Raw genomic sequence first — 13,418 nt, 5'->3', positions numbered from 1 at the left:
TATATTTAATGGCCTATATGGATGTGTATAGCCGTAAAATTGTAGGTTGATCTATGGATAAAAAGATGAGAGAATAATTAGCAATATATTTAACTATTTTAAATTTACATATGCTTTTATTTTAATTAATATAAATATTAAATGATATTTTTAGTATAGATATATAAGTATAGAAGAAACTATATTTAATATAAACTAAAAATATTAAGGAGTACTTATGATGAAAAAATTAAAACAAATGACATGTGTAAGTTTGATGAGTGTGCTTTTAAGTACATCTTTTTCATATGCTAATTTTGATAAAAACACAAATATGGAAAAAATACAAAATGTAGAAATATTTTCACTTAAATATAAAAAAATGAATGTTAATGATATTTTTAATGTAGAACTGAAAAATATAAATGAAAATACGGAATTTTTCAAGTCTGATATTCGCTATCCTTACTTGAAAATTAAAAATAAATATTTAGAAAATGAAGATTTTAACATTAAAGTAATTGAAAATATTAATAAAATAATGCGTAATTATAGCGTTAACTTTAAAGAAAAGATAAAAGAAGATTCAAAAGATTATAAAAAACAATATGAAGACATATTTTCAAAATCTAAAGAAAAATATATGAAATATCAATACGAAGCTTATTCAGATTATAAGATTACTTATAATAAAAATAATTTAATAAGCATACCTATGAAGTTATATGAATTTACAGGTGGTGCGCATGGAATGAGTTATTTAAAAGCATTTAATTATGATTTAATAAGTGGTAAAGAAATAAAATTAAGAGATATGTTTAAGAATGATATTAATTATAAGGCTATAATTGATAAATATATAAAGCAACAAATACAAGAAAATAAAGATATATATTTTAGCGAAGAACAAGGTTTTAAAGGAATAAGTGATAACCAAAGCTTTTATATAGAAGAAGATGGCATTGTAGTTTATTTTGGACTTTATGAAATAGCTCCGTATTATGTAGGTATTCCTAAATTTAAACTAACATGGGATGAATTTGGTGAATATTTAAACTATAATAGGTGAGAAAAATAAAAACTCTAGCAAAAAGGTGGCATCTTTGATGCCATTTTTTTATTTTAGGTTTAGCATTTTTAGTATGTACCTTTATATTATATAAATCAAGTAGAAAAGGGTTATTTAAAAATATATAATATTTTATAAAAAGACTAATTCTAAAGTATAGAATTGGTCCTTTTATAGCGTTAATAATATAATAGAAGTAGACTTAATATAGAGGAATATAGTATATTATAAGTGAATAAAGAAAAAATGGTAATTCTAAAGGGGTGTTGGATATGAAAAATAAAATAAAAGATAAAGTAAACTCTCTACAACCACAGATAATTTCATCTATCGTAGATTGTGTAAAAATACCTAGTGTAATAGATAATGCTACAGATAGTTGTCCTTTTGGGGAAAATATAGACAAGGCATTAAGACATACTTTAGCGCTTTGTGAGTCTCTTGGATTTAAAACAGTATATAAAGACGGATATTACGGATATGCAGAAATTGGCCAAGGAGAAGAAATAATAGGAATACTTGGTCACTTAGATGTAGTACCTGAAGGAGAGTTGGAAAGCTGGGAATTTCCTCCTTATGAAGGTGTAATATCTGGGGATAAATTATATGGTAGAGGAACACAAGATGATAAAGGACCAACTATAGGTGCTATATATGCTGTTAAGGCCTTAATGGATTTAGGAATAGATTTTAATAAGAGAGTTAGATTTATATTCGGAACTGATGAAGAAAATCTTTGGAGATGTATAAATAAATACTCTGAAAATAAAGAAGAAATACCGAATTACGGGTTTACGCCGGATTCAAAATTCCCTATGATAAATGCTGAAAAAGGACTATTACAAGTGTTTTTAAATGGATTAGGGAACAATGATATAGAATTACAACTTGGACAAGCATTTAACTCAGTACCAGATAAAGCAGTTTATACTGGTAAATATGCAGATAAATTAGTGGAAGAATTAGATAAATTAAAATTTGAATATACTCAAGATGGAGAAAAAATATATGTACTAGGTAGAGGTGTACATTCTGCTGTCAGTGATACTGGTATAAATGCAATAGCAAGATTAGCTATAGCACTTAATAATATAGGTGTAGAATCTAATGCTATTAAATTTATAGCAAATGTTATAGGTCAAGATGCAAATGCAAATAACATAATAGAAAATTGTATGGATGAAGTTTCTGGAAAGCTTACATTTAATATAGGAAAGTTAAATATAAATGAAGAAAAAGAAAGTATAGGTATTGATGTTAGAATACCTGTTACATATAAAAAGGAAGATTTTGTTGAAAAACTTAAAGCTAAGGCTTGTGAGTATAAATTAGAGTATGAAGAATTTGATTACTTAGATTCTATATATGTATCAGAAGATAATTTTTTAGTGAAGACTTTAAAAAAAGTATTTGAGGATGAAACTGGTCTTGATGGAACACCACATTCTTCAGGAGGAGCTACATATGCAAGAGCACTAGACAACTGTGTTGCATTTGGATCAGTATTTCCTGGGAAACCAAAAACAGAGCATCAAGCTAATGAATATATAATTATAGAAGATCTTATGAAAGCTACTGAAATTTATGCACTAGCTGTATATGAATTATTAAAATAAAACATAACTTAAAGAATGAGTATAGGTATTTTGAAAATGCCTATACTTATTTTATTAAAAAAATAGAAATTCAAAATATTATAGTAAAGTGCTATACAATAAATAAAGCAAATGAATACAAAATAAACTTAAATGTTTCAAAAAAATACATATAAACCTATGAAAAAAATCAAATTCATACCAATAGGATAAAAAACTTTAGACAAATTCCTCATTTAGAAGGAGAATAGACATAATAATCAAATATATAAATAGTATGAAAAGAGAAATTTGGTTTAAAATAGGGGGAATGATTTATGATTACATTTGATATAAATGGAGCTATTGTAGAGTTTGATGAGAAAATGGATAATTATAATACTGTAAGGACATTATTTAAATTATATGCAAAAAGAGCAAGTAAAAGTTTTGAAGTAGATTGTATGACTAATATGCAAAATATAAAACAAGTATCAGACAAATGTTTAGATATAGGTAATGAATATATTGAAGGTGGTTTGAAAAAAGCCATTGAAACTATGGTTAGTTTTGACATTATAACAATAGATATAGAAATGTTTAAAAATAATTATTGTGATAAATATTTAAACTATGACAGACTATTTAATAATTTGAACAAAGATAAACTTATAAACAATAAAAATAAAAAAAATAATTATTTAAAATTCTATGATGTCAAATCCATTATAAAACAATTAAGTTCATATATATATGATGATTGTTTTAATATACACTATGCTGTAATAGATGCTCTTATAGAAAATAATATAACTACGATAAGCTCATCTATAGATGAGGATAGTAAACAAAAGGCCAGTGCACTTTTTAATAATTATAAAGATGGTTTTATAACTAGACCAGACGAGTGCAGGGTTGTTAAACAAATAATAAAATTAGATCCATATAGAGAAGATGTATATAAATTTTTGATAAAAGAAGATGGAGATTTTAGTAAAGAAATTGAAAAGATAACTAAGTATTTAGGGTACAACATAAGGGATTACAAATCTGCTTTAATGAATAGCTATATAGAGGAACTATTAAAAGAGGATATCTGCGATGTTGAAATAGTTCAAGAGAAAGTAAGTAAATATGGAAAATACATAGGATGCAGTAATTGTTCTAAGTATTTATCTAGAATAGATGCTATATATACATTTGAAAATGCATAAAAGTTGAAATAAAAAGCTTCTATAAGATTATATAGGAGTTTTTTATTTTGAAAAATTATAATAAATAGCCATGGTGTATTTAATTTGCATTTTAAAACAAAAAAGAATACTATTAATTTAAAGAAGTATTTATTAAAAAATATATTTAATAAAAGTGAAATGGGGGATTAAGTGAAAGAGTTAAAAAAGAAAAATTCTATATGTTCAAAAGATGGTAAAGTAAATCAAGAATGTATAGGTTGGGGTAAAAAAGTTTTTTCAAACTGCAGTATAGATAGGGGCTATTTTAGAAAAAAAATATGGAATCATTATATGTGGATGAATAAAGATTTTGTTTGTGCACTTGCGATAGTAAAATTAGACTATGCAGGGCTTATATTTATAGACTTTTATGATTTAAAAGAAAATAAAAAAATACATAAAAGTATTACAATACCTTTATGTAACGGTATAATATTGCATAATTCTATAGGTTCATATGCACATTTTCAAAATAAAGAAATGTATTTAAATATAATAAGGACGAATGATAAATTGCATGCTATGGTCAAATGGGGTGAAGTTGACATAGATGCAAATATTTTTTTAGAAAAAGAATCTTTGAATGTATTAGTACCATGGAGTGAAAAAAAATTCCATTACACATCGAAGCAATTTCCTCTAAAGTCTAGTGGGTATATAAATGTAGGAGATGAAGATTATGAAAAGTTTGAACTAAACGATTCTATTTCATTTATTGACTACGGTAGAGGTATATGGGAGCGAGAAAAATATTGGTATTGGCTAACTTGTGGATTTGAAAATGAGGATAATAAAGTAGGTTTAAATTTAGGTGCAAAGTGGACAGATAATACTGGAGTTAATGAAAATGGAATTAAAATAGATGGAATGTTATACAAATTATATTGTGATGTCGATTTTGAAAAAATAGATGAAAATAATTGGAGCATAAAGTCTACTAACTGTGAAGATATTGATTTGATATTTAATATATCTACTGTAAATGATAAAGTAAACAATAAATTAATAATTAAGTCTAGCTTAAAGCAACACATAGGGTATATAAGTGGAATTGTTAAAGCAGATGATAAAGAAATCGAATTTAAAGAAGTGCTTTGCTGGTTAGAAGATCATTATGCAAAGTGGTAAAAAATAAAAAATGGATTAGCTAATTTTAGTTAATCCATTTTGTTTTTATGTAATTTATCTTAGCCACGAAGGATTCCCAGGAACAAATACCCTGCTTCCGAATTTTTTCTTGAATTCATCTAGAGCTCTTTGTATAAGCTCAGGATTATCCTTAAAAGTAGTAGCATTTTTTATGGTTTCTAAATTTTGACTAAATGGGCATGCTGATATACACATTCCACAGTCGGTTCCTAGGTATCTCCATTTTGTATAACAAGAATCTACGTCAATTCCCCAATTATAAGTTCCATCTGAACTTGTTTTTGTTTCATTGCTAAGTGAGTGAGAAGGGCAGTTAAAAGAACATTTTTTACACATATTACAAAAATCTTCTAGCCCAAAATCAGCAGGTTCATCAAGTTCAAGTTCTAAATCAGTAGTAACAACTCCAAGTCTTAAACGAGAACCATAGTCTTTATTAGTTAATATTGTATTTCTACCGATTTCACCAAGCCCAGCATCTTGAGCTAACAATACTGGCATTACTAAGTAATTTGCATTCATATGATTTCTAGCATCATATCCTAGACTTCTTATAAAATAGCTAAGTATCATACCAACTATTGACACATCTACATAGCACTTAGTAGTTTCGATTACTTCAGAAACCATAGGTGAACGATTTATCATTTCTTTATCCATTTCACAACCAAACACTATTGCATACTTATGGTTTAAATTTACTTCATCACCATAAGACGATTCCTTACGACCTCTATGCGTATATTTATGAGATTCTTTTAGTTTAGTTACACCAACAACAGATACCCCATACTGTTTGGCTAAACCCTTTAATCTTTTAGTTATAGTTTTAGAATCTACTTTTATTTTTTCACTAACTACATCTTTTTCACATAAATGGTCTATATCTGATAAAAATTCAAAAGCACAGTTAGCCATCTTTGAATTTATTTCATTATAGGTCATAGTACCTTCTTCACATAAATCTGGACGGCTTCTTAAACTGTCATCAAGTTCTTTTTTTTCTGGATTTCTTAAATAGTAATCCTCATAACATTTGCTACCTCTTTGGTAATTTGCTCTAGAAAATATAATATCTCTTTCGTCTATTCTTTTCATATGTATCCCCCTTAATACCTTTGATGTATATAGTATAATTATATAATAAAAAAGCATTCTATTAAAGTATTGTAAAAGTAAAAAGGCTAGGAAAAAATTATCCGAGCCTTTTATTGTAAAAATTATTTTATTATATTTAATTCTTTAGTAATTTTGTTTAATATTTCATGACCATCTTCTGTAACTAATACTAGATCTTCAATTCTAACACCAAATTCGCCGGGTAAGTATATGCCTGGTTCTACTGAGAATATCATTCCAGGCTTTAATAAATCTTCATTTATAGCAGAAACATCACCAATATCATGAGTCTCAAGACCAATAGAATGCCCAGTTCTATGAGTGAAGTACTTACCATAACCTTTTTCAGTTATATAACCTCTCGCAGCATTATCTATATCACAGAATCTCATTCCTGGCTTAACTAATGCGATTGCTCTTTTATTAGCTTCAAGTACTATTTCAAATACTTCACAAGCTTTCTCAGGAGCTTCTTTATAAAATACTGTTCTAGTCATATCAGAGCAGTAACTATCTTTGATACATCCCATATCTAAAATTACAGCATCACCTATTTGTAACTTGTTGTTTGATGGAGTTGCATGAGGGTCTGCACCATTTGCACCATAACCTACTATTGGAGAGAATGAGAAACCATCTGCTCCTAATTCTTCATATATTGTAGCTAATTTTGAAGCTACTTCTTTTTCAGTTAAATCTTGAAGTAGAGTTTCTTGAAGTTTAACCATAGCTGTATCATTTATTTGAGAAGCTTTTCTCATTAGCTCTCTTTCTTCATCATCTTTACACATTCTTAGAGAATCTATTATAAATGATGAGTTTATGTATTTGCAATTAGGGCAAAGATCCATTAGAGATAATAAGAATCTTGCTGACCAGTTTTTATCAATTCCTATTGTAGAAGTTTTGTCTATGTAATTTGATACTATTTCTATAGCATTTTGAGTATCATTAAACCAAACTTTTTCAACACCTAAATCTTCATGAACTGGGAACAGTTCATTTAAGAATAATTTATGTTCTCCATTAGCATTTAAATAAAGAGCCATTAGCCTTGCTCCTGGGTTTATCATTTTACCTGTTAAGTAAAATATAGATAGTTTATCAGTAACTAACATTTGAGGGATATTGTTTTCCTTCATAGCAGTTATAACTTTGTCTAATCTGTTTAATTTCATAGTGTTTTCTCCTTGTATTAAATTTATATGTATATCTAAATAATATAATTAGGTTAATTATATCATAAATATTGATTATATTACATATATTGGCAAATAAGTAAGGGAATATCTATACATTATACACATGTTGTAAGAAGAATAAGGTAACAAACAGCATATCCAAGTAATAGAATATACTATCAAGCTAATTTTATCACAACAATAAATTAACAGGAGGATATGTTATGTTTAAAAAGATTATAGCGCTAGCAAGTTCGCTAGCATTAAGTGCGCTTTGTATTACAGGGTGTGGACCTACATCAAGTGATACAAACCAAACTGAAGACAAAAAAACAGAAAAAGTAACAATAGCAGAAGTTACACATTCAGTATTTTATGCGCCACAATATGCTGCTATAACTCAAGGCTTCTTTGAAGAAGAAGGAATAGATATAGATATAATAAACACTAATGGTGCAGATAAGACTATGGCTGCGCTTATTTCAGGTGAAGCACAGGTAGGGCTTATGGGACCAGAAGCATCTATTTATGTTTATAATCAAGGAAACGAAAACTATGCAGTAAACTTTGCTCAACTTACAAAAAGAGATGGAAGTTTTTTGATATCTAGAGAAGAGATGCCTAATTTTAAATATGAAGATTTAAAAGGTAAAGAAATATTAGGTGGAAGAAAAGGTGGAGTGCCTTTAATGACTTTTGAATATGTATTAAAACAAAATGGTCTTACAATCGGTGAAAATACAGCTGCTGGAGAAGTGAATATTCGATCAGATGTTCAGTTTGGAGTAATGACAGGAGCTTTTGTTGGTGGAGAAGCAGATTTTACAACTGCTTTTGAGCCTACAGGAACAGCTTTAGAAAAAGATGGCAATGGACATATAGTAGCATCTATTGGTAAAGATTCTGGAGAAATTCCATATACTTCATATTCTACTACTAAAAAATTCATGGCTGAAAACAAAGATTTACTTCAAAGATTTACTAATGCAGTATATAAAGGACAATTATGGATTCAAACTGCTTCAGATGAAGAAGTGGCTAAAGCAATGCAACCATTTTTTACGGATATATCGCAAGATGATTTAGTGTCAGTTGTAAATAGATATAAAAAAGTAGATGTTTGGAGTCAAGATCCTGTTCTTAAAGAAGATAGTTTAAACAAGTTGATGGAAGTTATGAAGGAAGCTAAGGAACTTGACAAAGAGCCTCCTTATAAAGATATAGTTAATACTAATTTTGCAAATAATGCAATAAAAAATGTAAAGTAGTTTATTAAATAAAAACAAATCGAGACTTTGTAAAAAGCCATGTGAGATAAAATTTATATCTTATATGGCTTTTTATTATTTAAAAATATTACAAAACTCATATAAAACAACTTATATGAATTTATATCATATCTATAAAATTCTTTCATATACTTTACTATATAGCACAAGGGAGGTAGTTAATGTGTTTAAAAATTTAATTTGTAAAAAACAAGAACATATATACACAATCACCATAAATAGAGAAAAATATCTAAATTCATTAAATGAAGAAGTATTAAAAGAGTTAGATAGTGCAATTGATATTTTAAATAATGATGAAGATATTTATGTTGGGATAATAAGTGGACAAGGCAAAGCTTTTGTAGCTGGAGCTGATATAGATGCTATGAAGGATATGAATTTTGAAGAAGCTAGAAGATTTTCTAAAATGGGAAATAGCATATTTAGAAAAATAGAAAATAGTGATAAGCCGATAATAGCAGGAATAAATGGTTTTTGCTTAGGCGGAGGTTTAGAGCTTGCTATGAGTTGTGATATTAGGATTGCTTCAAGCAAAGCAAAATTTGGCCAAGTAGAAGTTAATCTTGGAATACTTCCTGGATTTGGTGGTACTCAAAGATTAGCTAGAATAGTTGGATTAGGAAAAGCTAAGGAACTTGTATATAGTGCAGATATTATAAAAGCTGATGAGGCATTAAATATAAGTTTAGTAAATAAAGTTGTTGAACCTAGTTTGTTAATGCAAGAGTGCTTAAATATGGCTAATAAAATAGCTTCAAAAGGCCAATTTGCAATAAGATATGCAAAATGTGCTATAAATAAAGGTTATGAAATTGATATTGACAATGCTGTTAATTTAGAAAGTCATTTATTCGGATTATGCTTTGCAAGCCATGATCAAAAAGAAGGAATGAGTGCTTTTTTAGAAAAAAGAGATGCTAAGTTTAACATACATGAAGATATAACAAACAAATAAAAAGCTAGAGATTGTATTACAAGGAGGATTTTTATGAAAGTAATGGTAATAGGTAGTGGAACTATGGGAAGTGGAATTGCTCAAGTGCTTGTAAGTAGTGGGCATAAAGTAATACTTAGAGACATAAACAATGAAAACATAGAAAAAGGAGTTCTAGGTATAACTAAAAACTTAGAAAAATTAGTATTAAAGGAAAAATTAAAAGAGATAGAAAAAAATGAAATGCTAAAAAGACTTTCTGCAACTACAGATTTGAAAGAAGCTAGAGACTGCGATTTAGTAATAGAGGCTATAGTTGAAAATATAGAGGTTAAAAAAAGCTTATTTAAAGAATTAGACTATATATGTAAAAAAGAAACAATACTTGCTACAAATACATCATCTTTATCAATAACAGAGATATCTTTAAGCACAAATAGACCTGATAAAGTGATTGGAATGCATTTTTTCAATCCAGCACCACTCATGAAATTAATAGAAGTAATTGATGGTATGCTCACATCTAAAGAAACTCACGATGAGATTTATAATTTATCAAGTGAACTAGGAAAGACTCCAGTAAGTGTTAAAGAAGCGCCAGGATTTATAGTTAATAGAATATTAGTACCTATGATAAATGAAGCAATATCAATACTTTCAGAAAATATAGCAAGTGCAAAAGATATTGATGAAGCTATGAAATTAGGTGCAAATCATCCAATAGGACCGCTAGCTCTAGGAGATTTAATAGGGTTAGATGTTTGCTTAAACATTATGGAAGTACTTTATAGTGAGTTTGGCGATTCTAAATATAGACCTCATCCATTGCTTAGAAAAATGGTTAGAGGTGGACTTTTAGGAAGAAAAACTAAAAAAGGATTTTATGATTATAAGTAGTTAATTAAGGAGGGCGATATTTATGGATAAATATGAATTATTAAAACAAATGTATAGAGAGTTTACTGTAAACGAGGTAGCTCCTATAGCTCATGAAATAGATGAAGAAGAAAAATTTCCATATGCAAATGTTGATAAGATGGCTGAATGTGGAATGTTTGGGATTCCATTTCCCAAAGAGTATGGTGGAGAAGGTGGAGATTATTTAGGTTACACTTTGGCAGTTGAAGAACTTTCTAAAGCATGTGCTACTACTGGAGTAATTTTATCTGCACATACTTCACTAGGAGCTGCACCTATTTATGAATTTGGAAATGAAAAACAAAAACAAAAATTTTTAGTACCACTTGCAAAAGGTGATAAATTAGGTGCATTTGGTTTGACTGAGCCTAATGCAGGAACAGATGCATCATCACAACAAACTACAGCAATATTAGATGGTGATGAGTATGTATTAAATGGAACTAAGATATTTATAACTAATGCAGGTGTTGCTGATATTTATATAGTTATGGCTATGACTGATAAGTCTAAAGGAACTCGTGGAATATCTGCTTTCATAGTTGAAAAAGATACACCTGGGTTTAGTATAGGTAAAAAAGAAAAGAAACTTGGAATAAGAGGTTCATCTACTTGTGAACTTATATTTGAAAACTGCAGGATACCTAAGGAAAACTTGCTTGGTAAAATAGGTCAAGGTTTCAAAATAGCTATGAAAACTTTAGATGGTGGACGTATAGGAATAGCTGCACAGGCACTAGGAATAGCTGAAGGAGCATTGGATGCTACTGTTAGTTATGTTAAGGAAAGAAAACAATTTGGAAGAAGTATATCAGCTTTTCAAAATACTCAATTTGAACTTGCTAATATGAAAACAAAAATAGAAGCTGCAAGACTTTTAGTATATCAAGCAGCAAATAAAAAAGATGAAGGCAAGAACTTTTCAGTAGAGGCGGCTATGGCAAAACTTTATGCGGCAGAAGTTGCTATGGAAGTTACAACTAAAGCTGTTCAACTTCATGGAGGATATGGATATACTCGTGAGTATGATGTTGAAAGAATGATGAGAGATGCAAAAATTACTGAAATATATGAAGGAACAAGTGAAGTACAAAGAATGGTTATAAGTGCAGATTTACTTAAATAGTATTAAAGATTGGAGGAGAAAGAATATGAATATTTTAGTTTGTATAAAACAAGTTCCAGATACTACAGAAGTAAAGTTAGATCCTAAGACTGGAACATTAATAAGAGATGGGGTACCAAGTATTATAAACCCAGATGATAAAGCAGGTTTAGAAGAAGCATTAAATTTAAAAGATAAATTTAATGCTAATGTTACAGTACTTACTATGGGACCACCTCAAGCTAAAAATGCTTTAAAAGAAGCTTTAGCTATGGGAGCTGATAAAGGAATACTTCTTACTGATAGAGCTTTTGCAGGTGCAGACACATTAGCTACATCTTCAACTCTTGCAGGTGCTATTAAAAAAATAGACTATGATTTAATAATAGCAGGAAGACAAGCCATAGATGGAGATACAGCTCAAGTTGGGCCTCAAATAGCACAACACCTAGACATACCTTCAATAACTTATGTAGAAAAGTTAGAAATTGAAGGCGATAGTTTAATTGTAAATAGAGCTTTTGAAGATGGATATGCAGTACTAAAAGCAAAAATGCCACTTCTTATAACTACATTAAAAGAAATGAATACTCCAAGATATATGAGAGTTTCTGGAATCTATGATAGTTTTAATGAAGAGAATATACAAACTTGGAATTTAGATGATATAGAAGTTTGTTTAGATGATATAGGACTTAAGGGTTCTCCAACTAAGGTTAAGAAATCATTCACTAAGGGAGCTAAAAGTGCTGGGAAAATTCATGATGTAGATGAAAATCAAGGTGCATCTATAATATTAAGTGCTCTTGAAGAAAAATTTATAATAACTAAGTAATTCTAAAATATATTGCTTAAAAGGTAGTATAAGGAGGAGATAAAAATGAGTGTAATGGTTTTTATAGAACAAAGAAATGCATCTATTGAAAAAGTTTCTTTAGAATTGTTGGGAAAAGGAAAAGAGTTAGCAAATAAATTAAATGATGAAGTAAGTGCTGTTTTATTAGGATATAAGGTAGAACATTTATGCAATGAACTTATTCATTTTGGTGCGGATGAAGTTATAGTTGTTGATAATGAAAATTTAGAAATGTATATAAATAGTACATATGCTAAAGCACTTTCAGAGGTTATAAATAAAAAAGATCCTCAAATAGTATTAATTGGAGCTACTACAATAGGTAGAGATTTAGCGCCGAGGGTTAGTGCTAAGATTCATACAGGACTTACAGCAGATTGTACATCTTTAGAAATAGATGAAGAAAGTAAGGGGCTTTTAATGACAAGACCTGCTTTTGGTGGAAATATAATGGCCACTATAGTATGCCCTGATCATAGACCACAAATGAGTACTGTAAGACCTGGTGTTATGCAAAAAATAGAAAAAGATATTTCTTTAAAAGGAAAAATAGAAAAATTTTATGTAGAGTTTGAAGAAAAAGATAAAACTGTAGAAGTTTTAAAATATGTAAGTGAAAATATTAAAAAAGTTAATATAGAAGATGCAAAAATACTAATATCAGCGGGTCGTGGTATTGGATCAAAAGAAAATATGAAGTTGTTATATGAATTGGCAGATTTATTAGGTGCTGAAGTTAGTTCATCTCGTGCACTTGTTGATTGTGGATGGGTAGATAAAAATAGACAAGTAGGGCAAACTGGTAAAACTGTAAGGCCAGATCTTTATCTTGCTTGTGGGATATCAGGTGCTATACAACATTTAGCGGGTATGGAGGAGTCTGAATTTATAGTTGCTATTAATAAAAACAGTGAAGCTCCTATATTTGAAGTGGCTGATGTAGGTATAGTTGGAGATGTAAATAAGGTTATAAAAGGATTAATAGAAGAACTAAAAAACAGATAAAA

The 13,418-nt window shown here is 28.8% G+C and carries 12 protein-coding genes; 10 read left to right on the top strand and 2 right to left on the bottom strand.

What is annotated here, in order from left to right; genetic code table 11:
* The first annotated feature begins 220 nt into the window (after window positions 1-220).
* From QOZ84_RS00600 to QOZ84_RS00585, 4 genes are all read left to right on the top strand, one after another.
* Window positions 221-1,048 carry a DUF3298 and DUF4163 domain-containing protein gene (locus QOZ84_RS00600; protein ID WP_284131018.1) on the top strand — a complete coding sequence of 276 codons (828 nt, stop codon included), beginning with the start codon at window positions 221-223 and terminating at the stop codon, window positions 1,046-1,048.
* Window positions 1,049-1,320: 272 nt separating this feature from the next.
* A complete protein-coding gene (locus QOZ84_RS00595) occupies window positions 1,321-2,664 on the top strand; it encodes a M20 family metallopeptidase (RefSeq protein WP_284131017.1) in 1,344 nt (447 codons plus the stop codon).
* Between the two features lie 296 nt (window positions 2,665-2,960).
* Entirely contained in the window at window positions 2,961-3,836 is an 876-nt protein-coding gene (locus QOZ84_RS00590) for a kinase (RefSeq protein ID WP_284131016.1), read from the top strand.
* A gap of 171 nt (window positions 3,837-4,007) precedes the next feature.
* On the top strand, window positions 4,008-4,985 hold the full coding sequence (locus tag QOZ84_RS00585; RefSeq protein ID WP_284131015.1) for a DUF2804 domain-containing protein: 978 nt from the start codon (window positions 4,008-4,010) through the stop codon (window positions 4,983-4,985).
* A gap of 54 nt (window positions 4,986-5,039) precedes the next feature.
* On the opposite strand, the gene QOZ84_RS00580 is transcribed toward QOZ84_RS00585, so the two are convergent.
* On the bottom strand, window positions 5,040-6,104 hold the full coding sequence (locus tag QOZ84_RS00580; RefSeq protein WP_284131014.1) for a 4Fe-4S dicluster domain-containing protein: 1,065 nt from the start codon (window positions 6,102-6,104) through the stop codon (window positions 5,040-5,042).
* Window positions 6,105-6,226: 122 nt separating this feature from the next.
* Complete coding sequence (locus QOZ84_RS00575; protein ID WP_284131013.1) at window positions 6,227-7,303, bottom strand: M24 family metallopeptidase; 1,077 nt, start codon at window positions 7,301-7,303, stop codon at window positions 6,227-6,229.
* Window positions 7,304-7,530: 227 nt separating this feature from the next.
* On the opposite strand from QOZ84_RS00575, the gene QOZ84_RS00570 reads away from it, so the two are divergent.
* From QOZ84_RS00570 to QOZ84_RS00545, 6 genes are all read left to right on the top strand, one after another.
* Window positions 7,531-8,574, top strand: a complete 1,044-nt coding sequence (locus tag QOZ84_RS00570; RefSeq protein WP_284131012.1) for an ABC transporter substrate-binding protein — start codon at window positions 7,531-7,533, stop codon at window positions 8,572-8,574.
* A 184-nt stretch (window positions 8,575-8,758) separates the two neighbouring features.
* Window positions 8,759-9,553 (top strand): enoyl-CoA hydratase-related protein, encoded by a 795-nt coding sequence (locus tag QOZ84_RS00565; protein ID WP_284131011.1) that lies wholly within the window; start codon window positions 8,759-8,761, stop codon window positions 9,551-9,553.
* A gap of 33 nt (window positions 9,554-9,586) precedes the next feature.
* Window positions 9,587-10,429, top strand: coding sequence for a 3-hydroxybutyryl-CoA dehydrogenase (locus QOZ84_RS00560; RefSeq protein ID WP_284131010.1), 843 nt, complete (start codon window positions 9,587-9,589; stop codon window positions 10,427-10,429).
* A gap of 22 nt (window positions 10,430-10,451) precedes the next feature.
* Complete coding sequence (locus tag QOZ84_RS00555) at window positions 10,452-11,576, top strand: acyl-CoA dehydrogenase (protein ID WP_284131009.1); 1,125 nt, start codon at window positions 10,452-10,454, stop codon at window positions 11,574-11,576.
* 25 nt (window positions 11,577-11,601) lie between these two features.
* Complete coding sequence (locus QOZ84_RS00550; protein WP_284131008.1) at window positions 11,602-12,390, top strand: electron transfer flavoprotein subunit beta/FixA family protein; 789 nt, start codon at window positions 11,602-11,604, stop codon at window positions 12,388-12,390.
* A gap of 45 nt (window positions 12,391-12,435) precedes the next feature.
* Complete coding sequence (locus QOZ84_RS00545; protein ID WP_284131007.1) at window positions 12,436-13,416, top strand: electron transfer flavoprotein subunit alpha/FixB family protein; 981 nt, start codon at window positions 12,436-12,438, stop codon at window positions 13,414-13,416.
* The last annotated feature ends 2 nt before the right edge of the window (window positions 13,417-13,418 follow it).

This window comes from Romboutsia sedimentorum (genome assembly GCF_030131845.1).
In the GTDB taxonomy this organism is placed as follows: Bacteria; Bacillota; Clostridia; order Peptostreptococcales; family Peptostreptococcaceae; genus Romboutsia_D; species Romboutsia_D sedimentorum.
Note: the sequence above shows the minus strand (reverse complement) of the source record. Positions and strands in the feature narration are given on the sequence as shown.

Bases quoted from the DNA above. Each gene is read 5' to 3' on its own strand.
- QOZ84_RS00570 (WP_284131012.1), top strand. From the start codon at position 7,531: ATGTTTAAAAAGATTATAGCGCTAGCAAGTTCGCTAGCATTAAGTGCG.
- QOZ84_RS00550 (WP_284131008.1), top strand. From the start codon at position 11,602: ATGAATATTTTAGTTTGTATAAAACAAGTTCCAGATACTACAGAAGTA.
- QOZ84_RS00590 (WP_284131016.1), top strand. From the start codon at position 2,961: ATGATTACATTTGATATAAATGGAGCTATTGTAGAGTTTGATGAGAAA.
- QOZ84_RS00575 (WP_284131013.1), bottom strand. From the start codon at position 7,303: ATGAAATTAAACAGATTAGACAAAGTTATAACTGCTATGAAGGAAAAC.
- QOZ84_RS00600 (WP_284131018.1), top strand. From the start codon at position 221: ATGAAAAAATTAAAACAAATGACATGTGTAAGTTTGATGAGTGTGCTT.
- QOZ84_RS00595 (WP_284131017.1), top strand. From the start codon at position 1,321: ATGAAAAATAAAATAAAAGATAAAGTAAACTCTCTACAACCACAGATA.
- QOZ84_RS00560 (WP_284131010.1), top strand. From the start codon at position 9,587: ATGAAAGTAATGGTAATAGGTAGTGGAACTATGGGAAGTGGAATTGCT.
- QOZ84_RS00555 (WP_284131009.1), top strand. From the start codon at position 10,452: ATGGATAAATATGAATTATTAAAACAAATGTATAGAGAGTTTACTGTA.
- QOZ84_RS00580 (WP_284131014.1), bottom strand. From the start codon at position 6,104: ATGAAAAGAATAGACGAAAGAGATATTATATTTTCTAGAGCAAATTAC.
- QOZ84_RS00545 (WP_284131007.1), top strand. From the start codon at position 12,436: ATGAGTGTAATGGTTTTTATAGAACAAAGAAATGCATCTATTGAAAAA.